Consider the following 21,663-nt stretch of genomic DNA (forward strand, 5'->3'; position numbering starts at 1 on the left):
CTGTTCCTTGTTTTTTTCCGGAAGCACGGTTGCTGATGATAATCCGGCGCCTCTTTGGGTCACCGGGGGCGAAAGTCATTTCTTCCTTCGCATGATCCTATCCAAAAAGTCCGCGACTTTTTGGGAACATGCTTAGAAGCTCAGGCCACCTTCACGGGCAGCTTCGGCCAGCGCCTTGACGCGGCCGTGATAGATGTACGGGCCGCGGTCAAACACGACTTCCGTGACGCCAGCCTTCGAAGCACGCTCGGCGATCAGCTTGCCGATCGCCGCGGCGGCCGCGGTGTCCGCGCCGGTCTTGAGCGAACCCTTGAGGTCCTTCTCGAGCGTCGAAGCGGCGGCGATGGTGTGGCCCCTGGCGTCGTCGATCACCTGGACATAGATGTTCTTCGACGTGCGGTGAACCGACAGACGCGGGCGCTCACCGGCGACCTTCTTGATCTGGCGGCGAACGCGCTGCGCGCGGCGCTGAGTGGCTTCCTTGGTACCCATAATATGTCTTCCTTGCCTTCAGAAAACGGGGGCCGCCATATGCGGTAGGCCAAAATGCCTCCCGCGACCGCTCCCCGCGGCGTTGCATTTCCTTGGCTTGGCCCTTTCCGAAAAAGTCTGCGACTTTTCGGGCCAAGCCCACTACTTCTTCTTGCCTTCCTTGCGGACGATCTTCTCGCCAGCATAGCGAACGCCCTTGCCCTTGTAAGGCTCGGGACCGCGATACTCGCGGATCTCGGCGGCAACCTGGCCTACCTGCTGCTTGTTGATGCCGGTAACCGTGATTTCGGTCGGCTTCGGAACAGCGATGGTGATGCCCTGCGGGGTCTCGTAGACGACATCATGGCTAAAGCCAAGAGCCAGCTGCAGGTTCTTGCCCTGCATCGCGGCACGATAACCGACGCCGGTGATCTCGAGCTTCTTTTCAAAGCCGTCCTTCACGCCCTGCAGGATGTTGACGATCTGCGTGCGCGACATGCCCCACTTGGAGCGGGCGGTCTTGGTCTGGTCGCGAGGCTGAACAGCGATTTCGCTGCCTTCCATCTTGACCAGCACTTCGTCGTTGACCACGAACTTCAGCTCGCCCTTCGGGCCCTTCGCCGTAACGGTCTGGCCGTTGACGGTCGCGGTCACGCCCTGCGGCAGCGAAACGGGTTTCTTTCCAATACGAGACATTTTGTTGTCCTCGTCACTTCTCTTGTTTCAGGTCTCTGTCTTCGGGGAACGATCCGAAGACCGGATTCCACTTTGCGGTGAGCTGCCGGATCAGAAGATCTGGCAGAGAATCTCGCCGCCGACGTTCTGTTCGCGTGCTTCGTGATCGGCCATCACGCCCTTCGGCGTCGAAAGGATGGCGATGCCGAGGCCGTTGGCGACGTGCGGGATCGACTTCGCCGAGACATAGACGCGGCGACCCGGCTTCGAAACACGGGCGATTTCACGCACGACGGGAGCGCCGTCGAAATACTTCAGCTCGATTTCGATCTCGGACTTGCCGTTGTCGAAGTCGGTCTGGCTGTAGTCGCGGATATAGCCTTCCGCCTTCAGCACGTCGAGAACGCGGGTGCGCAGACGCGAAGCCGGCGTCGAAACACTCGACTTCTTGCGGCCATATGCGTTGCGGATGCGGGTCAGCATATCGCCGAGAGGATCGCTCAATGACATGTTATGTCCTCCTTACCAGCTCGACTTGACCAGGCCCGGGATCTGGCCGTTGTTGCCGAGATCACGAAGCGCGATGCGCGATACCTTGAGCTTGCGATAGTAGGCGCGCGGACGGCCGGTGACTTCGCAGCGGTTGCGGATGCGGATCTTGGCCGAGTTGCGCGGCATCGCCGCAAGCTTCAACTGGGCGCGGAAGCGCTCTTCCATTGGCTTGGACTGATCCATGATGATCGCCTTGAGGGCCCCACGCTTTGCAGCGAACTGGTCCACAAGCTTCCGGCGCCTGTTGTTCTTCTCGACTGAGCTGGTCTTTGCCATTTCAGATTTTTCCTTTTCTCGCTGCCGTTACTGGCGGAAGGGGAAGTTGAAGGCCTTGAGCAATGCCCTGGCTTCGTCGTCCGTCTTCGCAGTCGTACAAACGATGACGTCCATGCCCCAGATCTGATCAACCTTATCGTAGTTGATCTCCGGGAACACGATGTGTTCCTTGATGCCCATGGCATAGTTGCCACGGCCATCGAAGCTCTTCGGATTCAGTCCGCGAAAGTCGCGAACGCGCGGCAGCGCGATGTTCACGAGGCGGTCGAGGAACTCGTACATGCGTTCCTTGCGCAGCGTGACCTTGGCGCCGATCGGCATCTTCTCGCGGACCTTGAAGCCGGCGATCGAATTGCGGGCGCGGGTGACGACGGCCTTCTGGCCGGCGATCATCGCGAGATCTTCCGCCGCGATCGAAGGCTTCTTCGAATCGCCGGTCGCCTCGCCGACGCCCATGTTCAGCACGATCTTGTCGATGCGCGGAACCTGCATTTCGTTGTCGTAGCCGAACTGCTCCTGCAATGCCTTGCGGATGGTCTCGTTGTAGACCTTCTTGAGGCGCGGCACATTGTTGGCAGTTGCCTGCTTGGTTTCAGCCTTAGCCATTGATGACTTCTCCCGAGCGCTTGGCGACGCGCACCTTCTTGCCGTCCTTCTGGAAGATGAAACCGACGCGGGTCGGCTTGCCATCCTTGGGATCGGCCAGCGCGATGTTCGACAGCTGGATCGGCGCTTCCTTGGTGATGATCCCGCCCTCTTGGGACTGGGACTGCTTCTGGTGACGACGGATCATGTTGACGCCGCGCACCAGCGCGGTGTCTTCCTTCGGCTGAACCGAGAGGACTTCGCCCGAACGGCCCTTGTCCTTGCCGGCCAGCACGACGACCTTGTCGCCTTTTCTAATCTTTTGCATTGGTCCGGCTCCTTACAGCACTTCAGGCGCGAGCGAGATGATCTTCATGTGGTTCTTGGCGCGGAGTTCGCGCGGAACCGGTCCGAAGATACGCGTGCCGATCGGCTCTTTCTTGTTATCGACGAGAACGGCCGCGTTCTTGTCGAAACGGATCACGCTGCCGTCCGGGCGGCGGATGTCCTTGGCCGTGCGAACCACGACCGCCTTCATCACATCGCCCTTCTTAACGCGGCCGCGCGGAATGGCTTCCTTGATAGACACCACGATGATGTCGCCCACGGAAGCGTATTTCCGCTTCGAGCCGCCCAGCACCTTGATGCACATGACACGACGGGCGCCGGAATTATCCGCGACGTCGAGGTTTGTTTGCATCTGAATCATGACTGGCCGCCTTCTTCTTTTCTAACGGGACGGGCTCAAAGCCCCTCCCCGGTCTGTCCAAAATTCGTTGTTTACGCCTGGTCCGAAGACACGACGATCCAGCGCTTATCCTTGGAAATCGGCTTCGATTCCTGGATGAACACCTGATCGCCAACCTTGTGGGCGTTGTTCTCGTCGTGCGCCTTGTACTTCTTGGTCATGCGCACGGTCTTCTTCATCACGGGATGCGTGAAGCGCCGTTCGACCTTGACGACAACCGTCTTCTCGTTCTTGTCGCTGACGACGGTGCCCTGCAGAATGCGCTTTGGCATGGTTTTCGTCCTTAAGCCTTCTTAGCCGCGGACTTTTCCGCAGCGATGGTCTTGATACGCGCAATGTCCTTACGGACCTGCTTCACGCGCGCGGTCTTCTCGAGCTGGCCCGTGGCCTTCTGGAAGCGCAGGTTGAACTGCTCCTTCTTCAGGCTGGCCAGGTCGTCTGTCAGCTGGTCCTGGGTCTTGGTCCGGATGTCTTCGGCTTTCATGATCAGCCCGTCCTTATTCTGCGATGCGCTGCACGAAGCGCGTCTTGACCGAGAGCTTGGCCGCACCGAGACGCAGCGCCTCGCGGGCGGTTTCCTCGTTGACGCCGTCGATCTCGAACATGATACGGCCCGGCTTTACGCGCGCCGCCCAGTAATCGACAGCGCCCTTGCCCTTACCCATGCGGACTTCGGTTGGCTTCGAAGTGACCGGGAGGTCAGGGAAAATACGGATCCAGACGCGGCCGGCACGCTTCATCTCACGAGTGATCGCGCGGCGGGCCGCCTCGATCTCGCGTGCGGTGACGCGGTTCGGCTCAAGCGCCTTCAGCCCGAAACCACCGAAATCCAGGTTGGTGCCGCCCTTGGCGGTGCCATGGATGCGGCCCTTGAACTGCTTGCGGAACTTTGTGCGCTTTGGCTGCAGCATCGTTCTAACTCCAAATTCCTAATTGTATTAGGCGTTTTCGCGACGACGACCGCGTTCGCGATCACCACCACCACCGCCGCCGCCATGCGAATGATCGCCTTCGGTCGCACGACGCTCCGAGGCCATCGGGTCATGCTCGAGGATCTCGCCCTTGAACACCCAGACCTTGACGCCGCAAATGCCGTAAGCCGTATTGGCTTCCGCCGTGCCGTAGTCAACATCGGCGCGCAACGTATGCAGCGGCACGCGGCCTTCGCGGTACCATTCCATCCGCGCGATTTCGGCGCCGCCGAGGCGGCCCGAGCAGTTGATGCGGATGCCTTCGGCACCGAGGCGCATCGCCGACTGCACGGCGCGCTTCATGGCGCGGCGGAACGCGATACGGCGCTCGAGCTGCTGAGCGATCGACTGGGCGACCAGCGTCGCGTCGATTTCCGGCTTGCGCACTTCAACGATGTTGAGGTGCGTCTCGGACTTCGTCATCTCCATCAGCTTCTTGCGAAGCTTTTCGATGTCGGCGCCCTTCTTGCCGATGATCAGACCCGGACGCGCCGCATGGATGGTGACGCGGCACTTCTTGTGCGGACGCTCGATCACGACCTTCGAGATCGCGGCCTGCTTGAGTTCCTTCTCAAGATACTTGCGGATCTTGATGTCCTCATGCAGCAGCTTGCCGTACTCGCCGGTGTTCGCGAACCAGCGCGAATCCCAGGTGCGGTTGATGCCGAGGCGCAGACCGATCGGATTGACTTTCTGGCCCATTATGCGGCCTCCCCTTTTTCTTCGACTTCACGAACAACGATCGTGAGGTGCGAGAACGGCTTCTCGATGCGGCTTGCGCGACCACGGCCACGGGCATGGAACCGCTTCATGACAATCGACTTGCCGACATAGGCTTCCGCCACGATCAGAGCATCGACGTCGAGGTCGTGGTTGTTTTCCGCGTTGGCAATCGCTGATTCCAGCGTCTTCTTGACCGTGCCGGAAATCCGCTTGGCCGAGAATTCGAGGTCGGAGAGTGCTGTCGCGACCTTCTTGCCGCGGATCAGCGCGGCAACGAGGTTCAGCTTCTGCGGGCTGATACGGATCGTGCGCAATACGGCGCGCGCTTCGTTGTCAGCAAGCCTGCGCGGAGCTTTGGCCTTGCCCATGATTATTTCCTCTTCGCCTTCTTATCCGCGCCGTGACCGTAATAGGTCCGGGTCGGAGCGAATTCACCGAACTTGTGACCGACCATGTCCTCGTTCACCGAAACGGGAACATGCTTCTGGCCGTTGTAGACACCGAAGGTGAAGCCGACGAACTGCGGCAGGATGGTGGAGCGACGGCTCCACATCTTGATCACCTCATTGCGACCACCTTCACGAACCTTGTCCACCTTCTTGAGAAGGTAGCCGTCGATGAAGGGGCCTTTCCAAATAGAACGAGTCACTTGGCGTTACCTCTTCTTAGCTCTTGCGCTGATGGCGCGAGCGCAGGATGAACTTGTCGGTCGCCTTGTTGGACCGCGTCTTCTTGCCCTTGGTCGGCTTGCCCCACGGGGAAACCGGATGGCGACCACCGGAGGTGCGGCCTTCGCCGCCGCCGTGCGGGTGGTCAACCGGGTTCATGGTCACGCCGCGATTGTGCGGACGCTTGCCGCGCCAGACTGTGCGGCCGGCCTTGCCGTCATTGATGTTGCCGTGGTCCGGGTTGGACACAGCGCCGACGGTGGCCATGCAGGAACCGTGAACGACACGCTGCTCGCCCGAATTCAGGCGCAGGATCGCCATGCCCTGGTCGCGACCAACCAGCTGACCATAACCACCAGCCGACCGTGCGACCTGGGCGCCCTTGCCCGGCTTCAGCTCGATGTTGTGGACGATCGTGCCGACCGGCATCGATGCCAGCGGCATCGCATTGCCCGGCTTCACGTCGACCGCTTCGCCAGCCACGATCTTGTCGCCAGGAGCGAGGCGCTGCGGAGCGATGATGTAGGACAGCTCGCCATCGTCATACTTGATCAGCGCGATGAAGGCGGTGCGGTTCGGATCGTATTCGATACGCTCGACCGTGCCGACGACGTCAAACTTGCGACGCTTGAAGTCGATGATGCGGTAGGAACGCTTGTGACCGCCGCCGATGAAGCGAGCCGTGATGCGACCGTGGTTGTTGCGGCCGCCCGACTTGGTCAGGCCTTCGGTCAGACCCTTGACGGGCTTGCCCTTGTAGAGGCCCGAGCGATCGACGATGACCAGCTGGCGGGTGCTCGGCGTTACCGGGTTGAATTTTTTCAGTGCCATTGTTGTTGTCCTCGCGGCCTTGCTCAGAGACCCGTCGCGACGTCGATCGACTGGCCGTCGGCCAGCGTCACAATCGCCTTCTTGACGTCGCTCTGGCGGCCAACCGTGCCACGGAAGCGCTTGATCTTGCCCTTGCGGACAAGCGTGTTCACGGCCATCACCTTGACGCCAAAGAGCGCTTCGACGGCGGCCTTGATTTCCGGCTTCGACGCCTTCTTGGCGACGTTGAAGACGACCTGGTTCTGCTCGGAGGCCATGGTCGACTTTTCAGTGATCGCCGGCGAGACGATCACGTCGTAGTGACGAAGGTCGGTCATTTAAAGCGCTCCTCGAGAGCCTCGACGGCGGCCTTCGAAAGGACCAGCGTGCCGCGGCGCAGAATGTCGTAGACGTTGATGCCCTGGATGGGCAGCACGTCGATGTTCGGGATGTTCGTGGCCGCCAGCTTGAAATTCTTGTCAAGCTCGGCGCCGCCGATCACCAGGGCGTTGGTCAGGCCCAGCGTCGCGAAATTCGCGATCAGCGCCTTCGTCTTGGCCTCGGTCAGCTTCAGCTCATCGATGATGATGATCGAGGCGCTCTTGGCCTTGGCCGAGAGAGCATGCTTGAGACCGAGAGCGCGCACCTTCTTCGGCAGCTCGTGTTCGTGGCTGCGAACGACCGGGCCGTGGGCCTTGCCGCCGCCGCGGAACTGCGGAGCGCGTGCCGAATGGTGACGGGCGCGGCCCGTACCCTTCTGCTTGTACATCTTGGCGCCGGTGCGAGCGATTTCAGCGCGCCCCTTGGCCTTGTGCGTACCTTGCTGCCGCTTGGCAAGCTGCCAGCGCACGACGCGCTGCAGAATGTCCTCGCGCGGGTCCAGGCCGAAAATCTCCTCGGAGAGTTCCACCTTGCCGGCGTCCTTGCCACCAAGCGTTGTGATCTTGAGATCCATTATTCCGCTCCCTCTGTGGCCGGAGCCTCATTCTTCGTAGCGGCGCGGATCGCGGCGGGCTTCGGCGCATTGGCCGGCAGTGCCACCTTGGCCGCGTCGCGGACCAGGATCCAGGCGCCCTTGGAACCCGGAACCGCACCGCGGATCAGGATCAGGCCGCGATCGGCGTCGGTCGAGACGATCTCGACATTCTGCGTGGTGACGCGGGTGTCACCCATGTGACCAGCCATGTGCTTGCCCTTGAACACCTTGCCGGGGTCCTGGCGCTGGCCGGTCGAACCATGCGTACGGTGCGAGACGGAGTTACCGTGGGTCGCACGACCGCCACCCATGTGGTGGCGCTTGATGACGCCCTGGAAACCCTTGCCGATCGTCGTGCCCGTCACATCGACCTTCTGGCCGGCGACGAAGTGCTCGACGGTGATCTCGGCGCCGACATCGATCATGTTGTCGGCCGACACGCGGAACTCGGCGACCTTCGCCTTCGGCTCGACGGAAGCGGTCGCGAAATGGCCGCGCATCGCCTTCGACGTGTTCTTCACCTTGGCGAGGCCAACGCCGAGCTGAACGGCGGTGTAGCCATTCTTCTCCTGCGTGCGCTGAGCCACGACCTGGCAGTTCTCCATCTGGAGAACGGTGACGGGAACATGTTCCCCGGCATCGTTGTAGATGCGGGTCATTCCCACCTTCTTTGCAATCACACCTGAACGCATCGGTTCAATTCCTTTAGAGTTCCGGGCCAGGGGCACCGCCCCTTTCCTCGCTCTCGTTCCTTAAAGCTTGATCTCGACGTCGACGCCGGCGGCCAGATCGAGCTTCATCAAAGCATCGACCGTCTGCGGGGTCGGATCGACGATGTCGAGCAGACGCTTGTGCGTGCGCATCTCGAACTGTTCGCGGCTCTTCTTGTCGACGTGAGGCGACCGGTTGACCGTGAACTTTTCGATCCGCGTCGGCAGCGGAATGGGGCCGCGGACGTTTGCGCCGGTGCGCTTGGCCGTCGATACGATTTCCCGCGTCGAGGCGTCGAGCACCCGGTGGTCAAACGCCTTCAGGCGGATGCGGATATTCTGTCCGTTCATGCGTCACTTCCTTGTTCTGGCGCGGCGCGGGCATATCCTGCGCCCGCGACAGATCGGTTTAAGTCCAAATTACTCTTTGATGGTGACGACGATGCCGGCACCGACGGTGCGGCCGCCTTCACGGATAGCGAAGCGCAGCTTCTCTTCCATGGCGATCGGAACGATCAGCTCGACATCGACCGTGATGTTGTCGCCGGGCATCACCATCTCGGTGCCTTCCGGCAGCGACACGATGCCGGTCACGTCCGTCGTGCGGAAATAGAACTGCGGACGGTAGTTGGTGAAGAACGGCGTGTGACGGCCACCTTCGTCCTTGGTCAGGATGTAGGCTTCGGCCACGAACTTCTTGTGCGGCTTCACGGTGCCGGGCTTGGCCAGGACCTGGCCGCGCTCGACGCCTTCACGATCAACGCCGCGCAGCAGCGCGCCGATGTTGTCGCCAGCCTGGCCCTGGTCGAGCAGCTTGCGGAACATCTCGACGCCCGTGCAGGTCGTCTTGGTCGTCGGACGGATGCCGATGATCTCGAGTTCCTCGCCAACCTTGACCACGCCGCGCTCGACGCGACCGGTGACAACCGTGCCGCGGCCCGAGATCGAGAACACGTCTTCGATCGGCATCAGGAACGGCTTGTCGAGCGGACGGACCGGGGTCGGGATGTAGGCGTCGACCTGAGCCATCAGCTCGCGGATCGCGTCCTCGCCGATCGTCTTGTTGGAATCTTCAAGAGCCGCAAGCGCCGAACCCTTGACGATCGGAATGTCGTCGCCGGGGAACTCGTTCTTCGACAGCAGTTCGCGAACCTCGAGCTCGACCAGTTCGAGCAGCTCGGCGTCATCGACCTGGTCGACCTTGTTCAGGAACACCACGATCGACGGAACGCCGACCTGACGGGCAAGCAGGATGTGCTCGCGGGTCTGCGGCATCGGGCCGTCGGCGGCCGACACGACCAGGATCGCGCCGTCCATCTGCGCCGCACCGGTGATCATGTTCTTCACATAGTCGGCGTGGCCGGGGCAGTCGACGTGCGCATAGTGGCGGTTGGCCGTCTCGTACTCGACGTGCGCGGTCGAGATGGTGATGCCGCGTGCCTTCTCTTCAGGCGCCGCATCGATCTGGTCATAGCGCTTGTATTCGCCGAAATACTTGGTGATCGCAGCCGTCAGCGACGTCTTGCCATGATCGACGTGACCAATCGTGCCGATGTTCACGTGAGGCTTAGTGCGCTCGAATTTACCTTTGGCCATTGTCGTTCTCCGTCTTATTCTACCCGCTTGGGGAAATTGATATTTGCTCTGTCAGATCCGGCAACGCGCAAGGAGCGCGGTACCGGCGGCGCAGGCATCCTTACGCGTATTTCTTCTGGACTTCCGTCGCCACCGCCGTAGGGACCGGCTCGTAGTGATCAAACTGCATCGTGTAAGCCGCACGGCCCTGGCTCATCGAGCGCAGGTTGTCGACGTACTTGAACATGTTGGCCAGCGGCACCATCGCATTGATGACGACCGCGACGCCACGCGCTTCCTGGCCCTGGATCTGGCCGCGACGGCCGTTCAAGTCGCCAATGACGCTGCCGACGTAGTCTTCAGGCGTTACGACCTCGACCTTCATGATCGGCTCGAGCAGCTGCACGCCAAGCTTGGGTGCAGCTTCGCGGAAGCAAGCGCGGCCGGCGATTTCGAAGGCCAGAACGCTGGAGTCCACGTCGTGGTAGGCGCCGTCGATGAGCGAAGCCTTGACACCGATCATCGGGAAGCCGGCGAACGGGCCGGACGTCATGACGCTATTGATGCCCTTCTCGACACCGGGGATGTATTCTTTCGGAACAGCACCGCCGACGATCTTGGACTCGAACAGGAACTCGCTGCTGTCCGGGTTCGGCTCGAATACGATCTTGACGCGAGCGAACTGACCGGTACCGCCGGTCTGCTTCTTGTGGGTGTAGTCCTGCTCATGCTTGCGCGTGATGGTTTCGCGATAAGCAACCTGCGGGGCGCCGACATTGGCCTCGACCTTGAACTCGCGACGCATGCGGTCAACGATGATGTCGAGGTGAAGCTCGCCCATGCCGGAGATGATGGTCTGTCCGGACTCTTCGTCGGTCTTGACGCGGAAGGAAGGATCCTCGGCGGCCAGACGGTGAAGGGCGAGGCCCATCTTCTCCTGGTCGTTCTTGGTCTTCGGCTCGATCGCGATCTGGATGACCGGATCGGGGAATTCCATGCGCTCCAGGATAACCGGATGCAGCGGATCGCAAAGCGTGTCGCCGGTGGTCGTGTCCTTGAGGCCGGCCAGAGCGACGATGTCGCCAGCGAAAGCCTCCTCGACGTCGGCGCGCGAGTTCGCATGCATCTGAAGCATGCGTCCGATGCGCTCCTTCTTGCCCTTCACGGTGTTGTCGACCGAGGTGCCCTTGGTCAGCTTGCCGGAATAGATGCGAGCGAAGGTGAGCGAACCGACGAACGGGTCGTTCATGATCTTGAAGGCCAGCATCGACAGCGGCTCGCTGTCATCGGCATGACGCTCGATCTCGGCATCCGTCTTGGCGTCGACACCCTTGATGGCCGGCACGTCGGCAGGCGACGGCAGGTATTCGACAACGGCGTCGAGCAGCGGCTGCACGCCCTTGTTCTTGAAGGCCGAGCCGCAGAACATCGGGTAGAACTTCACGGCGATGGTGCCCTTGCGGACCAGCGCGCGGATCTCGTCATTCGACGGCATCTTGCCTTCGAGATAGTTCTCGAGGGCCGTCTCGTCCATTTCGACGGCGGCTTCGATCATCTTCTCGCGGTACTCTTCGGCGCGAGCCTTGAGGTCGTCAGGGATCTCAACGACGTCCCAGGCAGCACCCAGCGTCTCGTCACGCCAGACAAGCGCATTCATCTCGACGAGGTCGACGACGCCCTTGAACTCAGTCTCGGCGCCGATCGGCAGCTGCATGACAACAGCCTGCGCACCGAGGCGCGAGCCGATCATCTCGACAGAGCGATAGAAATCAGCGCCGATCTTGTCCATCTTGTTGCAGAAGATCATGCGCGGAACGCGGTACTTGTCGGCCTGGCGCCAGACGGTTTCCGTCTGCGGCTCAACGCCGGCATTGGCATCGAGCAGAGCAATGGCGCCGTCGAGAACGCGCAGCGAACGCTCCACTTCGATGGTGAAGTCGACGTGGCCGGGGGTGTCGATGATGTTGAAGCGACGCATCTTGCCATCACGACCCTTCCAGAAGGTCGTGGTCGCGGCGGACGTGATGGTGATGCCGCGCTCCTGCTCCTGCTCCATCCAATCCATGGTCGCAGCGCCGTCATGGACTTCGCCAATCTTGTGCGACTTGCCCGTGTAATAGAGGACGCGCTCGGTGGTCGTCGTCTTGCCGGCGTCAATATGCGCCATGATACCGAAATTGCGGTAGTCTTCGATTTTGTATTCGCGGGCCATGGTAGGTGCCTCTCAGTCTCGTTCGCGCTTTACCAGCGGTAGTGCGCGAAAGCGCGGTTGGCTTCAGCCATTTTGTGGGTGTCTTCACGCTTCTTGACAGCCGTGCCGCGGTTGTTGGCCGCATCCATCAGCTCGCCGGAGAGGCGATCAACCATAGTGGTCTCGTTGCGATTGCGAGCGGCAGCGATCAGCCAACGGATGGCCAACGCCTGGCGACGCTCGGGGCGCACATCAACCGGAACCTGGTAGGTCGCACCACCAACGCGGCGCGAACGCACTTCCACATGCGGCGCGACATTGTCGAGCGCCTGATGGAAGACCGTCACCGGCTCCTGCTTGGTCTTCGACTGGACCTGGTCGAGCGCACCGTAGACGATGGTCTCGGCGACCGACTTCTTGCCATCATACATGACGGCATTCATGAACTTGGTAACGATCAGATCGCCGAACTTCGGATCCGGATTGATCTCACGCTTTTCTGCACTGTGACGACGGGACATGGTTCTTGTCTCTCAATCTCGTAGCCTTGCGCCAAAGGGCGACAAGGCCGGAAAATCTTACTTCGGACGCTTCGCGCCGTACTTCGAACGACGCTGCTTGCGGTTCTTCACGCCCTGCGTGTCGAGCACGCCGCGGATGATGTGGTAGCGAACGCCCGGAAGATCCTTCACGCGGCCGCCACGGATCATCACCACCGAGTGTTCCTGAAGGTTGTGACCTTCGCCGGGGATGTAACCAATCACTTCAAAACCATTGGTCAGGCGGATCTTGGCCACCTTGCGCAGCGCCGAGTTCGGCTTCTTCGGCGTCGTGGTGTAGACGCGCGTGCAGACGCCCCGCTTCTGCGGGTTCTGCTGCATGGCCGGGACCTTGTTGCGCTTCACCGGCGCAATGCGCGGCTTGCGGATCAGCTGGTTGACGGTAGGCATTAAACCCTCTTGTCTCTCAATTCCGTGTCTCGTGCCCAGTCAGGGCCGCTCAAAGCGTCAATTCCATACGCAAATTCGGGCCATAAACCGCGCCTCGCGGTCTTGCCCGAACAATTGGCAGAGGAAGCGGAAGCCGCTTCATGCGCGCCGGAAATGTCTTTTCGCTCGTAAAGTGAACCCTGTTTGAGGCAAACTCCAAAGCGTGTCGCTTCGGAAGGGAGAGCCTCACATCGGTTCTGACTGGCCGGCTTCTACCCGCAACACCGCGAACCGTCAACCCCGGAGCGCCAAATATTGCGCTCAATCCGAAGCGTGGCAGCCATGCATAAGACGCATGTAATTTTCTTTCGCCATTTTGCAAGCAGGAGGAAGAAAGTGACCGGCTTTCGACTGTTGCAAGGCGATGCTTCATGCGAAAAGGCGGCATGAACACCTCAAATCCCCTGGCCCGCCCAGTCTCTTTAGCAAAAATGAGGAATCAGCACGTGAACGACAATGAGGAGCGCCCGGTTACCATCATCACCGGCCGGGTGTGGAAGCGAAAAGGCGGCAAGCCGGAAGGCGTGCACGTCATGCTCATCGCTCCCGATGACGATTCGGCGGTGCGCCGGGCACTCGAATCGCTGGCGGCTGAAGGCTATGCCGAGGCGGAACTCGACCAGATCGGCGACATGGACGGCGAGCCCGACGATGAGCCTCATCTGTCGGCTTTTCAAGGCGCGCTCGAGGGAGAAGTGTCGATAGTAACCTTTGACGTCCCCCTCTGAAGCCGAACCAAATCGGGGTCAGGCCGATCCGAACCGGCCAATCGGAGGCACCATGGCCAACTTGAGAACGGCGAAACCAGAATCCCGCGCCTGGGCTGACCGGGCGGTTGCCGCGATCGAGGCGGACCAGCATCGTTCAGCCGACACCCATCTGTGGAAGCTGGACATGCCGGCACTGGCCGGCATCGACTTCTATCTCAAGGACGAATCGACTCATCCCACCGGCAGCCTCAAGCATCGACTGGCGCGCTCTCTCTTTCTCTACGCCTTATGCAATGGCCATGTCCGCGAGAATGCGGCGGTCGTGGAAGCATCGTCGGGGTCGACCGCGGTGTCGGAAGCCTATTTCGCCCGCATGATCGGGGTTCCGTTCTACGCGGTGATGCCGCGCACGACCTCGCCTGAAAAAGTCGCGGCGATCGAGCATCATGGCGGCAATTGCCACTTCATCGATGATGGCCGGCACATCTACGCCGAATCCGCCGAACTTGCCGCGAGACTTGGCGGCCACTTCATGGACCAGTTCACCCATGCCGAGCGCGCGACGGACTGGCGCGGCAACAACAATATCGCCGAGTCCATTTTCGGGCAGATGCGCGAAGAGCCGCATCCCATCCCGGCCTGGGTGGTTATGAGCGCCGGTACCGGCGGCACCACGGCAACGATTGGCCGCTACATTCGCTACAAGCGTCATGCGACAAGGTTGTCGGTCGCCGACGTCGAGCGCTCCGCCTTCTTTGATGGGTTTGCAACGCGAAATGCCAAGTGCCGCTGCGAGCAGCCGTCGCGCATCGAAGGCATCGGCCGGCCGCGCGTCGAGCCATCCTTCGTACCGGGGGTCATCGACCACATGCTGCGGGTGCCCGATGCGGTGTCGCTCGCGGCAATGCGGGTGCTGTCGCGCCGTCTGGGTCGCCGCGTCGGCGGATCGACCGGCACCAACTTCATCGCCATGTGTTTCCAGGCGGCGCGCATGATCGAGAACGGTGAGGCAGGCTCGCTGGTGACGCTGATCTGCGATTCCGGCGAGCGCTATGCCAACACCTATTATTCCGACGAATGGCTGAAGGCGAACGGTCTTGACCCCTCGCCTTTCGAGCCGGCGATCGAATCCTTTCTGGCCGGCGAAAGACTGACGCTGCAGTTCGAGGAAAGCTGGGGCTGAGATACCGCACGCCTGCCGCTTGTCCGGGCCGAGTGTTCTGCTAAGAAATCCCATCAAATCAACAGACGGAGCGCCCGTGTCCCCCATCAAGATAGGCATCGTCGGCGTCGGCAAGATCGTGCGCGACCAGCACCTGCCGGCCCTGGCGAAAGACCCGAACTACAGCCTCTTTGCCGCCGCCAGCCGGCATGGAAAGGTCGACGGGATCTCCAACTTCCCGACTATCGAGGCCATGCTCGACGCAGCGCCTGAACTCGAAGCCGTTTCACTCTGCATGCCGCCACAGTTCCGCTATGACGCAGCGCGGACTGCCCTGCTGGCGAAAAAGCATGTCTTCCTGGAAAAGCCGCCCGGCGCAACTGTCAGCGAGGTCGAGGATCTGAAGGCACTGGCGGCCGCGAACGGCGTCTCATTGTTCGCCAGCTGGCATTCACGCTATGCGCCGGCGGTTGAGGCCGCGCTCACCTTCCTCGGTTCGACCAGGATCAGGTCGGCCGCCATCAACTGGAAGGAAGATGTGCGTCGCTGGCACCCGAACCAGGATTGGATCTGGCAGCCTGGCGGCTTTGGCGTGTTCGATCCCGGCATCAACGCGCTATCAATCGCGACCTATATCCTGCCGGCAATGTTCATTACCTCCGCGGTTCTCGATTTCCCCGAAAACCGTGAGGCCCCGGTGGCAGCGCAAGTGAACTTCCGCACCTCGAATGGATTGCCGGTGACGATGGACCTCGACTGGCTCCAGACAGGTCCACAAAGCTGGGACATCCTGGCCGATACCGACAAGGGCGCCATGGTGCTTTCTGGTGGTGGTTCCAAGCTCATCGTCGATGGCCATGTCGTGCATGATGAACCGGAAGCAGAGTACCCGATGCTCTACAAGCGCTTCGCCGAAATCGTGCGCGCGGGTATCTCCGACGTCGATCTCGCACCTCTGCAACATGTCGCCGACGCCTTCATGCTCGGCAAACGCAATGTGGTCGCGGCGTTTTTCGACTAGGCGGCGACAACGGAACGCCGCACTCGCTTCGTGCGGCGTTCACGGCTGAGGCAGTGGCGTGACCGCTCTCAGCGGATTGGCTGTCTCAATCCTTGATCCGGCAGCCAGCGCGTTTCACCATGTCGGCGACGATCAACGGCGTTGCCGGCGTTTCGGACCAGTTGCTCCGACTGGACGCGCCCGTCTCAAGGGCGGCGCGCATGCTCCCGGTATCCAACCGGAGCGCGGTCTTGCAAGAGACCATATGCGATCCGCCGATCGTATCGACGATCACACTGGCCGCTTCCCCTACCCCGGAGACATAAGCAACCAATGTCTGCTTCGCCATCGGGCTCGAATCGGCCTTGGCGATCATCTCCATGACCTGTCCGACAGAGACCTGCCCCTTCGCGGTCGACGGAAGGGCAAAGGCGGCAATGGGCAGTGCGGACGCCACCATGGCGCCAATAGCCGCAACGGCAATCTGGTGTACGAAGGAACGCATCGAATTCTCCTGTCTGGAATGTCATCTTGACAGAATGCATCATTACGCATAAATTTATTATTGTAAAACAATAATTATTTTCTGCCTCGCGAGATACCCCATGACCGACTTCACCGTGACGGCCACAGCCTCCGACCCCAACCGCCTATCGAGGTTGAACCGCATCCGGCTTTTCAGCCTCGCCCTGGCGAGAGGCTGCATTCTTCTGGCGGTGCTTCTGGCTGCCGGGCTTCTCTTCTATTGGTTTTCATCATCCCCTAGTTCTATCGCTGCGGACGCGCAGATGCCGCCGGAATGGCTGGCAGGTCTGGGTATCGGGAGAAGAGCCGCGGGATTTGCGATCTCATTCATCCCCCTTGCATGCCTGATAGTGGCGCTGATGTCCGCAAGGCGCTGCTTTGGTGCGTTCGCGGCCGGACGTTTCTTTGGCCGGGATGCGGTGAAGGGCCTGCGGGACTTTGCCCTGGGCCTGCTCGCATCCGCGTTGCTGAAGCCATTTTCGGCGGCGGCGCTGTCTGTCCTTCTGAGTTCAGACGCACCCGCTGGCCAGCATCGCCTGGCCCTTGGCTTTGGGAGCGACACGATGCTCGCGCTGTTGGCGGCCGGCATAATTGCCGTCATCGCCTGGGTGTTGGCCGAGGCCGCGGCCCTTGCCGACGAAAATGCGCAGTTCATCTGAGGATCCGCTCATGCCCATACGGGTCAGGCTCAACGTCGTCCTCGCCGAACGCAATGTGAAGTCCAAGGATCTGGCCGAGCATGTCGGCATCACCGAGGCCAATCTCTCCTTGTTGAAGCAGGGAAAGGTCAAGGGCATCCGGTTCGATACGCTGGAGCGTATCTGCGAGTATCTCGACTGCGAGCCAGGCGATCTGCTGCGGTTCGAGAAACCACCCGAATAACGCAACAAAAAAGCCGCCGGGTTACCCCGACGGCCTCGTTGCCTGAGATTTCAAGGCGGCCGTTCACGGAAACGACCGCCCTATATTTTTATCCTGACGCAATTCCCAGAGAACGGTTTCTCCCGGGATTGCGTTGGCCGCCGCGCTTACTGCGCGGCGGTCGTCATATCGGCCAGCATCGGCTCGGCGATCTCGACGCCGGACGCCTTGCGGCGTTCGTCGATGATCAGCTCGTCGCGCGAGGTGGCGATGCGCCGGATCTGGCTCATCGTGCCGCCCGTACCAGCCGGGATCAGCCGGCCGACGATGACGTTTTCCTTCAGACCCTGCAGCATGTCGGTCTTGCCGGCAACCGCGGCTTCGGTCAGCACCCGGGTCGTCTCCTGGAAGGACGCGGCCGAGATGAAGGACGGCGTCTGCAGCGAGGCCTTGGTGATGCCGAGCAGCACCGGCAGGCCTTCGGCCGGCTTCTTGCCGTCCTCGACCAGACGCTCGTTGACCTCTTCCAGTTCGATCACGTCGACGTGGTCTCCCGGGATGTAGGTCGAGTCGCCCTGCGTGGTGATCTCGACCTTCTGCAGCATCTGGCGAACGATCACTTCGATGTGCTTGTCGTTGATCGACACGCCCTGCAGGCGGTAAACTTCCTGGATCTCGTTGACGAGGTAGGACGCAAGCGCCTCCACGCCCTTGATGGCCAGAATGTCGTGCGGCGCGGGATTGCCGTCGAGGATGTAGTCGCCCTTCTCGATGACGTCGCCGTCCTGGAGATGGAACGGCTTGCCCTTCGGGATCAGGTATTCGACCGGCTCAAGCGTCGAGTCATGCGGCTCGATGATGATGCGGCGCTTGTTCTTGTAGTCGCGGCCGAAGCGGATCGTGCCATCGATCTCGGCGATGATGGCGTGATCCTTCGGACGACGTGCCTCGAACAGCTCGGCAACACGCGGCAGACCACCGGTGATGTCCTTGGTCTTGGCGCTTTCCATCGGGATACGCGCCAGCACGTCGCCGGGGCGAACCTGTGCACCCGGCTCGACCGAGAGAATGGCCTCGACCGAGAGCAGGAAGCGGGCATCGCCGCCCTTCGACAGCTTGCCGACCTTGCCCTTGGCGTCCTGGATGGCGATCGCCGGCTTGAGGTCGTTGCCGCGCGGCGTCGAGCGCCAGTCGATGACCTCACGCTTGGTGATGCCGGTCGACTCGTCGGCCGTTTCCTGCACGGAAATGCCGTCGACCAGATCCTCGAACGCCACCCTGCCCTCGATTTCGGTGAGGACCGGACGGGTATAGGGATCCCACTCGGCGATACGCTGGCCGCGCTTCACCTTGTCGCCATCATCAACGAAGATGCGCGAACCGTAGGTGACGCGGTGCGTGGCGCGCTCCTTGCCGGCCTCGTCGAGGATCAGAACCGCCATGTTGCGGCCCATGACCATCTGCTGGCCGTCGGAGTTGCGAACCACGTTGCGGTTGCGGATCTCGACCTTGCCCTCATACGAGGCTTCAAGGAACGAAGAGTCCACCACCTGCGCCGTGCCGCCCATGTGGAAGGTACGCATGGTGAGCTGGGTACCCGGCTCACCGATCGACTGCGCCGCGATGACGCCGACGGCTTCGCCCTGGTTGACCGGGGTGCCGCGCGCCAGATCGCGTCCATAGCAGACCGCGCAGACGCCAACCCTGACTTCGCAGGTCAGTGCCGAGCGGATGCGTACCGACTGGACGCCGGCCTTCTCGATCTGCTCGACATCGCGTTCGTCCATGAGCGTTCCGGCCTTGACCAGAAGCTCACCCGACACCGGATGGTTGATGTCATCGAGCGCGGTACGGCCCAGCACGCGCTGGCCGACCGACGCAACGACCTGACCGGCATCGACGATCGGCTGCATGGTGAGGCCCTTGTCGGTGCCGCAATCCACGGAGTTGACGATGCAGTCCTGCGCCACGTCGACCAGACGACGGGTGAGGTAGCCCGAGTTCGCCGTCTTCAAGGCGGTGTCGGCCAGACCCTTGCGGGCGCCGTGGGTCGAGTTGAAGTACTCGAGCACGGTGAGGCCTTCCTTGAAGTTCGAGATGATCGGCGTCTCGATGATTTCACCCGACGGCTTGGCCATCAGGCCGCGCATGCCGGCGAGCTGACGCATCTGGGTGGGCGAGCCACGCGCACCGGAGTGCGACATCATGTAGATCGAGTTCATCGGCTTCTGACGGCCGTTGTCCTCGAACTCCACCGCCTTGATGCGGGCCATCATTTCGTCGGCGACCTTTTCCGAGCACTTGGCCCAGGCGTCGACGACCTTGTTGTACTTCTCGCCCTGCGTGATCAGGCCGTCATTGTACTGCTGCTCGTATTCCTTGGCCAAAGCCTCGGTGTCCGACACCAGCTTGATCTTCGCATCCGGGATCAGCATGTCGTCCTTGCCGAACGAAATGCCGGCGCGGCAGGCGTGGCTGAAGCCGAGCGCCATGATGCGATCGCAGAAAATGACCGTCTCCTTCTGACCGCAATGGCGGTAGACGGTATCGATCATCTTGGAGATGTTCTTCTTGGTCATCTCCTGGTTGGCGGTCTCATAGGGCACATTGACGTTCTTCGGCAGAAGCTCGCCGATGATCATGCGGCCAGGCGTGGTGTCATGGATCTTCGACACGACCTTGCCTTCGGCGTCTACCGTGCGGAAACGACCCTTGATCTTGGCGTGCAGCGTGACAGCCTTGGTCTCAAGCGCATGCTGGAGTTCGCCCATGTCGGCAAACACCATGCCCTCGCCCGGCTCGTTCTGGTTGACGATCGAGAGATAATAGAGACCGAGAACCATGTCCTGCGACGGCACGATGATCGGTGCGCCTGAAGCCGGGTGCAGGATGTTGTTGGTCGACATCATCAGCACGCGGGCTTCAAGCTGAGCTTCCAGCGACAGCGGCACGTGGACCGCCATCTGGTCACCGTCGAAGTCGGCGTTGAAGGCCGTGCAGACCAGCGGGTGCAGTTGGATCGCCTTGCCTTCGATCAGGATCGGCTCGAACGCCTGGATGCCGAGGCGGTGCAGCGTCGGCGCGCGGTTCAGCAACACCGGATGCTCGCGGATGACCTCGTCGAGGATATCCCAAACTTCCGGACGCTCCTTCTCGACCAGCTTCTTCGCCTGCTTGACGGTCGAGGAATAACCCTTGGCGTCGAGACGGGCGTAGATGAAGGGCTTGAAAAGCTCCAGCGCCATCTTCTTGGGCAGGCCGCACTGGTGCAGCTTGAGCTCCGGACCGGTCACGATCACCGAGCGGCCGGAATAGTCGACGCGCTTGCCGAGCAGGTTCTGACGGAACCGGCCCTGCTTGCCCTTGAGCATGTCGGACAGCGACTTCAGCGGACGCTTGTTGGCGCCGGTGATGACTCGGCCGCGACGGCCGTTATCGAACAGCGCATCGACGGCTTCCTGCAACATGCGCTTTTCATTGCGCACGATGATGCCGGGAGCGCGCAGTTCGATCAGCCGCTTCAGACGGTTGTTGCGGTTGATGACGCGACGATAGAGATCATTGAGGTCGGACGTCGCGAAACGTCCGCCATCCAGCGGGACGAGCGGGCGCAGGTCCGGCGGAATCACCGGAACCACCTTCATGATCATCCATTCCGGACGGTTGCCGGATTCCATGAAGTTCTCGACGACCTTGAGCCGCTTCAGATACTTCTTCTGCTTGAGCTCGGACGTGGTCGAAGCCAGTTCCGAACGCAGGTCTCCGGCGATCTTCTCGAGATCCATGCCGGCCAGGAGGTCATGGATGGCCTCGGCGCCGATCATCGCGGTGAAGCTGTCCTCGCCATATTCGTCGACAGCGATCATGTACTCTTCCTCGCTGAGGAGCTGGTGCTCCTTCAACGCGGTGAGACCGGGCTCGGTGACGATGTAGTTCTCGAAGTAGAGGACGCGCTCGATATCCTTCAAGGTCATGTCGAGCAGCGTGCCGATGCGCGACGGCAGCGACTTCAGGAACCAGATGTGGGCGACGGGCGCGGCCAGTTCGATATGGCCCATGCGCTCGCGGCGGACGCGCGACAGCGTGACTTCGACGCCGCACTTTTCGCAGATGACGCCCTTGTACTTCATGCGCTTGTACTTGCCGCACAGGCACTCATAGTCCTTGATCGGACCAAAGATGCGCGCGCAGAACAGGCCGTCGCGCTCCGGCTTGAAAGTACGATAGTTGATGGTCTCCGGCTTCTTGATCTCGCCGAACGACCAGGACAGAATCTTCTCAGGGCTGGCGAGCGAAATCCGGATGGAATCGAACACCTGGGCCGGCGCCTGGGGATTGAAGAGATTCATGACCTCTTGGTTCATGCCGTTCTCCTTTTCGGGGTCCTCGAAAACCCCTTGCATCTAGCGCGGGCCAAACGCCCGCCGTCTTGTACCGGCCAATGGCCGTGGAATTTCAGATGCGCGCCGCGATCCGCCGCGGCGC

At 61.3% G+C, this 21,663-nt stretch carries 29 protein-coding genes; 5 read left to right on the forward strand and 24 right to left on the reverse strand.

Going from position 1 to position 21,663, the window contains the following annotated elements:
• Positions 1 to 132: 132 nt before the first annotated feature.
• From rplR to rpsL, 22 genes are all read right to left on the reverse strand, one after another.
• Positions 133 to 492 (reverse strand): 50S ribosomal protein L18, encoded by a 360-nt coding sequence (rplR, locus tag ACO07C_RS05260; protein ID WP_421913166.1) that lies wholly within the window; start codon positions 490 to 492, stop codon positions 133 to 135.
• 141 nt (positions 493 to 633) lie between these two features.
• Positions 634 to 1,167 (reverse strand): 50S ribosomal protein L6, encoded by a 534-nt coding sequence (rplF, locus tag ACO07C_RS05265; RefSeq protein ID WP_421913167.1) that lies wholly within the window; start codon positions 1,165 to 1,167, stop codon positions 634 to 636.
• 90 nt (positions 1,168 to 1,257) lie between these two features.
• Positions 1,258 to 1,656: a 30S ribosomal protein S8 gene (gene rpsH / locus ACO07C_RS05270; protein WP_006205453.1), complete on the reverse strand. Its 399-nt coding sequence runs from the start codon at positions 1,654 to 1,656 to the stop codon at positions 1,258 to 1,260.
• 12 nt (positions 1,657 to 1,668) lie between these two features.
• Positions 1,669 to 1,974: a 30S ribosomal protein S14 gene (gene rpsN, locus ACO07C_RS05275; protein ID WP_421913168.1), complete on the reverse strand. Its 306-nt coding sequence runs from the start codon at positions 1,972 to 1,974 to the stop codon at positions 1,669 to 1,671.
• Between the two features lie 27 nt (positions 1,975 to 2,001).
• Positions 2,002 to 2,580: a 50S ribosomal protein L5 gene (gene rplE / locus ACO07C_RS05280; RefSeq protein WP_421913169.1), complete on the reverse strand. Its 579-nt coding sequence runs from the start codon at positions 2,578 to 2,580 to the stop codon at positions 2,002 to 2,004.
• A complete protein-coding gene (gene rplX / locus ACO07C_RS05285; RefSeq protein ID WP_013531428.1) occupies positions 2,573 to 2,887 on the reverse strand; it encodes a 50S ribosomal protein L24 in 315 nt (104 codons plus the stop codon). Before rplX ends, rplE begins: the two co-directional genes overlap by 8 nt.
• A 12-nt stretch (positions 2,888 to 2,899) precedes the next feature.
• On the reverse strand, positions 2,900 to 3,268 hold the full coding sequence (gene rplN / locus ACO07C_RS05290; RefSeq protein ID WP_006205457.1) for a 50S ribosomal protein L14: 369 nt from the start codon (positions 3,266 to 3,268) through the stop codon (positions 2,900 to 2,902).
• 71 nt (positions 3,269 to 3,339) lie between these two features.
• Positions 3,340 to 3,579 (reverse strand): 30S ribosomal protein S17, encoded by a 240-nt coding sequence (gene rpsQ, locus ACO07C_RS05295; protein WP_010909280.1) that lies wholly within the window; start codon positions 3,577 to 3,579, stop codon positions 3,340 to 3,342.
• A gap of 11 nt (positions 3,580 to 3,590) precedes the next feature.
• On the reverse strand, positions 3,591 to 3,791 hold the full coding sequence (gene rpmC, locus ACO07C_RS05300) for a 50S ribosomal protein L29 (protein WP_135904002.1): 201 nt from the start codon (positions 3,789 to 3,791) through the stop codon (positions 3,591 to 3,593).
• 13 nt (positions 3,792 to 3,804) lie between these two features.
• A complete protein-coding gene (rplP, locus tag ACO07C_RS05305) occupies positions 3,805 to 4,218 on the reverse strand; it encodes a 50S ribosomal protein L16 (RefSeq protein ID WP_421913170.1) in 414 nt (137 codons plus the stop codon).
• Between the two features lie 27 nt (positions 4,219 to 4,245).
• The gene (gene rpsC, locus ACO07C_RS05310; protein WP_421913171.1) at positions 4,246 to 4,980 is read right to left on the reverse strand and encodes a 30S ribosomal protein S3; all 735 of its coding nucleotides are present in this window, start codon (positions 4,978 to 4,980) and stop codon (positions 4,246 to 4,248) included.
• Positions 4,980 to 5,369: a 50S ribosomal protein L22 gene (gene rplV, locus ACO07C_RS05315; protein ID WP_006205462.1), complete on the reverse strand. Its 390-nt coding sequence runs from the start codon at positions 5,367 to 5,369 to the stop codon at positions 4,980 to 4,982. The genes rpsC and rplV overlap by 1 nt, the downstream gene beginning before the upstream one ends.
• A gap of 2 nt (positions 5,370 to 5,371) precedes the next feature.
• Positions 5,372 to 5,650, reverse strand: a complete 279-nt coding sequence (gene rpsS / locus ACO07C_RS05320) for a 30S ribosomal protein S19 (RefSeq protein WP_006205463.1) — start codon at positions 5,648 to 5,650, stop codon at positions 5,372 to 5,374.
• Positions 5,651 to 5,666: 16 nt separating this feature from the next.
• The gene (gene rplB, locus ACO07C_RS05325; protein ID WP_015317983.1) at positions 5,667 to 6,500 is read right to left on the reverse strand and encodes a 50S ribosomal protein L2; all 834 of its coding nucleotides are present in this window, start codon (positions 6,498 to 6,500) and stop codon (positions 5,667 to 5,669) included.
• Positions 6,501 to 6,523: 23 nt separating this feature from the next.
• Positions 6,524 to 6,817 (reverse strand): 50S ribosomal protein L23, encoded by a 294-nt coding sequence (locus ACO07C_RS05330; RefSeq protein ID WP_023757976.1) that lies wholly within the window; start codon positions 6,815 to 6,817, stop codon positions 6,524 to 6,526.
• Positions 6,814 to 7,434, reverse strand: a complete 621-nt coding sequence (gene rplD / locus ACO07C_RS05335) for a 50S ribosomal protein L4 (protein WP_354458991.1) — start codon at positions 7,432 to 7,434, stop codon at positions 6,814 to 6,816. The genes ACO07C_RS05330 and rplD overlap by 4 nt, the downstream gene beginning before the upstream one ends.
• Positions 7,434 to 8,147: a 50S ribosomal protein L3 gene (rplC, locus tag ACO07C_RS05340; RefSeq protein WP_421913172.1), complete on the reverse strand. Its 714-nt coding sequence runs from the start codon at positions 8,145 to 8,147 to the stop codon at positions 7,434 to 7,436. Before rplC ends, rplD begins: the two co-directional genes overlap by 1 nt.
• A gap of 60 nt (positions 8,148 to 8,207) precedes the next feature.
• Positions 8,208 to 8,516 carry a 30S ribosomal protein S10 gene (gene rpsJ / locus ACO07C_RS05345; RefSeq protein ID WP_006205468.1) on the reverse strand — a complete coding sequence of 103 codons (309 nt, stop codon included), beginning with the start codon at positions 8,514 to 8,516 and terminating at the stop codon, positions 8,208 to 8,210.
• A gap of 69 nt (positions 8,517 to 8,585) precedes the next feature.
• The gene (tuf, locus tag ACO07C_RS05350) at positions 8,586 to 9,761 is read right to left on the reverse strand and encodes an elongation factor Tu (protein ID WP_013895701.1); all 1,176 of its coding nucleotides are present in this window, start codon (positions 9,759 to 9,761) and stop codon (positions 8,586 to 8,588) included.
• Between the two features lie 100 nt (positions 9,762 to 9,861).
• The gene (fusA, locus tag ACO07C_RS05355) at positions 9,862 to 11,952 is read right to left on the reverse strand and encodes an elongation factor G (protein ID WP_421913173.1); all 2,091 of its coding nucleotides are present in this window, start codon (positions 11,950 to 11,952) and stop codon (positions 9,862 to 9,864) included.
• Positions 11,953 to 11,981: 29 nt separating this feature from the next.
• Entirely contained in the window at positions 11,982 to 12,452 is a 471-nt protein-coding gene (gene rpsG, locus ACO07C_RS05360) for a 30S ribosomal protein S7 (protein WP_008875664.1), read from the reverse strand.
• A 57-nt stretch (positions 12,453 to 12,509) separates the two neighbouring features.
• Complete coding sequence (gene rpsL / locus ACO07C_RS05365) at positions 12,510 to 12,881, reverse strand: 30S ribosomal protein S12 (protein ID WP_006333356.1); 372 nt, start codon at positions 12,879 to 12,881, stop codon at positions 12,510 to 12,512.
• 485 nt (positions 12,882 to 13,366) lie between these two features.
• On the opposite strand from rpsL, the gene ACO07C_RS05370 reads away from it, so the two are divergent.
• The 3 genes from ACO07C_RS05370 (at position 13,367) to ACO07C_RS05380 (ending at position 15,813) form a co-directional block, all read left to right on the forward strand.
• On the forward strand, positions 13,367 to 13,648 hold the full coding sequence (locus tag ACO07C_RS05370; RefSeq protein WP_421913174.1) for a transcriptional regulator: 282 nt from the start codon (positions 13,367 to 13,369) through the stop codon (positions 13,646 to 13,648).
• A 52-nt stretch (positions 13,649 to 13,700) separates the two neighbouring features.
• Positions 13,701 to 14,813 carry a PLP-dependent cysteine synthase family protein gene (locus ACO07C_RS05375; RefSeq protein ID WP_421913175.1) on the forward strand — a complete coding sequence of 371 codons (1,113 nt, stop codon included), beginning with the start codon at positions 13,701 to 13,703 and terminating at the stop codon, positions 14,811 to 14,813.
• Positions 14,814 to 14,889: 76 nt separating this feature from the next.
• Positions 14,890 to 15,813, forward strand: coding sequence for a Gfo/Idh/MocA family protein (locus tag ACO07C_RS05380; RefSeq protein ID WP_421913176.1), 924 nt, complete (start codon positions 14,890 to 14,892; stop codon positions 15,811 to 15,813).
• An 85-nt stretch (positions 15,814 to 15,898) separates the two neighbouring features.
• Here ACO07C_RS05380 and ACO07C_RS05385 read toward each other — a convergent pair whose 3' ends face one another.
• Positions 15,899 to 16,297, reverse strand: a complete 399-nt coding sequence (locus ACO07C_RS05385; RefSeq protein WP_421913177.1) for a chlorophyllide reductase — start codon at positions 16,295 to 16,297, stop codon at positions 15,899 to 15,901.
• 100 nt (positions 16,298 to 16,397) lie between these two features.
• Between ACO07C_RS05385 and ACO07C_RS05390 the strand changes: the two genes are divergently transcribed.
• Both ACO07C_RS05390 and ACO07C_RS05395 read left to right on the forward strand, forming a co-directional pair.
• A complete protein-coding gene (locus ACO07C_RS05390; RefSeq protein ID WP_421913178.1) occupies positions 16,398 to 16,976 on the forward strand; it encodes a DUF2975 domain-containing protein in 579 nt (192 codons plus the stop codon).
• Positions 16,977 to 16,986: 10 nt separating this feature from the next.
• The gene (locus tag ACO07C_RS05395) at positions 16,987 to 17,199 is read left to right on the forward strand and encodes a helix-turn-helix domain-containing protein (RefSeq protein ID WP_421913179.1); all 213 of its coding nucleotides are present in this window, start codon (positions 16,987 to 16,989) and stop codon (positions 17,197 to 17,199) included.
• 146 nt (positions 17,200 to 17,345) lie between these two features.
• Here ACO07C_RS05395 and rpoC read toward each other — a convergent pair whose 3' ends face one another.
• Positions 17,346 to 21,542, reverse strand: coding sequence for a DNA-directed RNA polymerase subunit beta' (gene rpoC, locus ACO07C_RS05400; protein WP_421913180.1), 4,197 nt, complete (start codon positions 21,540 to 21,542; stop codon positions 17,346 to 17,348).
• Positions 21,543 to 21,663: the final 121 nt, after the last annotated feature.

This window comes from Mesorhizobium sp. (genome assembly GCF_965229135.1).
Taxonomy (GTDB): Bacteria; Pseudomonadota; Alphaproteobacteria; order Rhizobiales; family Rhizobiaceae; genus Mesorhizobium.

Excerpts from the sequence above, each read along its gene's own strand:
- tuf (WP_013895701.1), bottom strand. The coding sequence starts at position 9,761 with ATGGCCAAAGGTAAATTCGAGCGCACTAAGCCTCACGTGAACATCGGC.
- ACO07C_RS05375 (WP_421913175.1), top strand. The coding sequence starts at position 13,701 with ATGGCCAACTTGAGAACGGCGAAACCAGAATCCCGCGCCTGGGCTGAC.
- rpsN (WP_421913168.1), bottom strand. The coding sequence starts at position 1,974 with ATGGCAAAGACCAGCTCAGTCGAGAAGAACAACAGGCGCCGGAAGCTT.
- rplB (WP_015317983.1), bottom strand. The coding sequence starts at position 6,500 with ATGGCACTGAAAAAATTCAACCCGGTAACGCCGAGCACCCGCCAGCTG.
- rpmC (WP_135904002.1), bottom strand. The coding sequence starts at position 3,791 with ATGAAAGCCGAAGACATCCGGACCAAGACCCAGGACCAGCTGACAGAC.
- rplE (WP_421913169.1), bottom strand. The coding sequence starts at position 2,580 with ATGGCTAAGGCTGAAACCAAGCAGGCAACTGCCAACAATGTGCCGCGC.
- rplN (WP_006205457.1), bottom strand. The coding sequence starts at position 3,268 with ATGATTCAGATGCAAACAAACCTCGACGTCGCGGATAATTCCGGCGCC.
- rpsH (WP_006205453.1), bottom strand. The coding sequence starts at position 1,656 with ATGTCATTGAGCGATCCTCTCGGCGATATGCTGACCCGCATCCGCAAC.
- ACO07C_RS05385 (WP_421913177.1), bottom strand. The coding sequence starts at position 16,297 with ATGCGTTCCTTCGTACACCAGATTGCCGTTGCGGCTATTGGCGCCATG.
- rplF (WP_421913167.1), bottom strand. The coding sequence starts at position 1,167 with ATGTCTCGTATTGGAAAGAAACCCGTTTCGCTGCCGCAGGGCGTGACC.
- rplD (WP_354458991.1), bottom strand. The coding sequence starts at position 7,434 with ATGGATCTCAAGATCACAACGCTTGGTGGCAAGGACGCCGGCAAGGTG.
- rpsQ (WP_010909280.1), bottom strand. The coding sequence starts at position 3,579 with ATGCCAAAGCGCATTCTGCAGGGCACCGTCGTCAGCGACAAGAACGAG.
- ACO07C_RS05330 (WP_023757976.1), bottom strand. The coding sequence starts at position 6,817 with ATGACCGACCTTCGTCACTACGACGTGATCGTCTCGCCGGCGATCACT.
- ACO07C_RS05395 (WP_421913179.1), top strand. The coding sequence starts at position 16,987 with ATGCCCATACGGGTCAGGCTCAACGTCGTCCTCGCCGAACGCAATGTG.
- rplR (WP_421913166.1), bottom strand. The coding sequence starts at position 492 with ATGGGTACCAAGGAAGCCACTCAGCGCCGCGCGCAGCGCGTTCGCCGC.
- fusA (WP_421913173.1), bottom strand. The coding sequence starts at position 11,952 with ATGGCCCGCGAATACAAAATCGAAGACTACCGCAATTTCGGTATCATG.
- rplV (WP_006205462.1), bottom strand. The coding sequence starts at position 5,369 with ATGGGCAAGGCCAAAGCTCCGCGCAGGCTTGCTGACAACGAAGCGCGC.
- ACO07C_RS05390 (WP_421913178.1), top strand. The coding sequence starts at position 16,398 with ATGACCGACTTCACCGTGACGGCCACAGCCTCCGACCCCAACCGCCTA.
- rpsJ (WP_006205468.1), bottom strand. The coding sequence starts at position 8,516 with ATGAACGGACAGAATATCCGCATCCGCCTGAAGGCGTTTGACCACCGG.
- rpsC (WP_421913171.1), bottom strand. The coding sequence starts at position 4,980 with ATGGGCCAGAAAGTCAATCCGATCGGTCTGCGCCTCGGCATCAACCGC.
- rplX (WP_013531428.1), bottom strand. The coding sequence starts at position 2,887 with ATGCAAAAGATTAGAAAAGGCGACAAGGTCGTCGTGCTGGCCGGCAAG.
- rplC (WP_421913172.1), bottom strand. The coding sequence starts at position 8,147 with ATGCGTTCAGGTGTGATTGCAAAGAAGGTGGGAATGACCCGCATCTAC.
- rpoC (WP_421913180.1), bottom strand. The coding sequence starts at position 21,542 with ATGAACCAAGAGGTCATGAATCTCTTCAATCCCCAGGCGCCGGCCCAG.
- rpsL (WP_006333356.1), bottom strand. The coding sequence starts at position 12,881 with ATGCCTACCGTCAACCAGCTGATCCGCAAGCCGCGCATTGCGCCGGTG.
- rpsG (WP_008875664.1), bottom strand. The coding sequence starts at position 12,452 with ATGTCCCGTCGTCACAGTGCAGAAAAGCGTGAGATCAATCCGGATCCG.
- rplP (WP_421913170.1), bottom strand. The coding sequence starts at position 4,218 with ATGCTGCAGCCAAAGCGCACAAAGTTCCGCAAGCAGTTCAAGGGCCGC.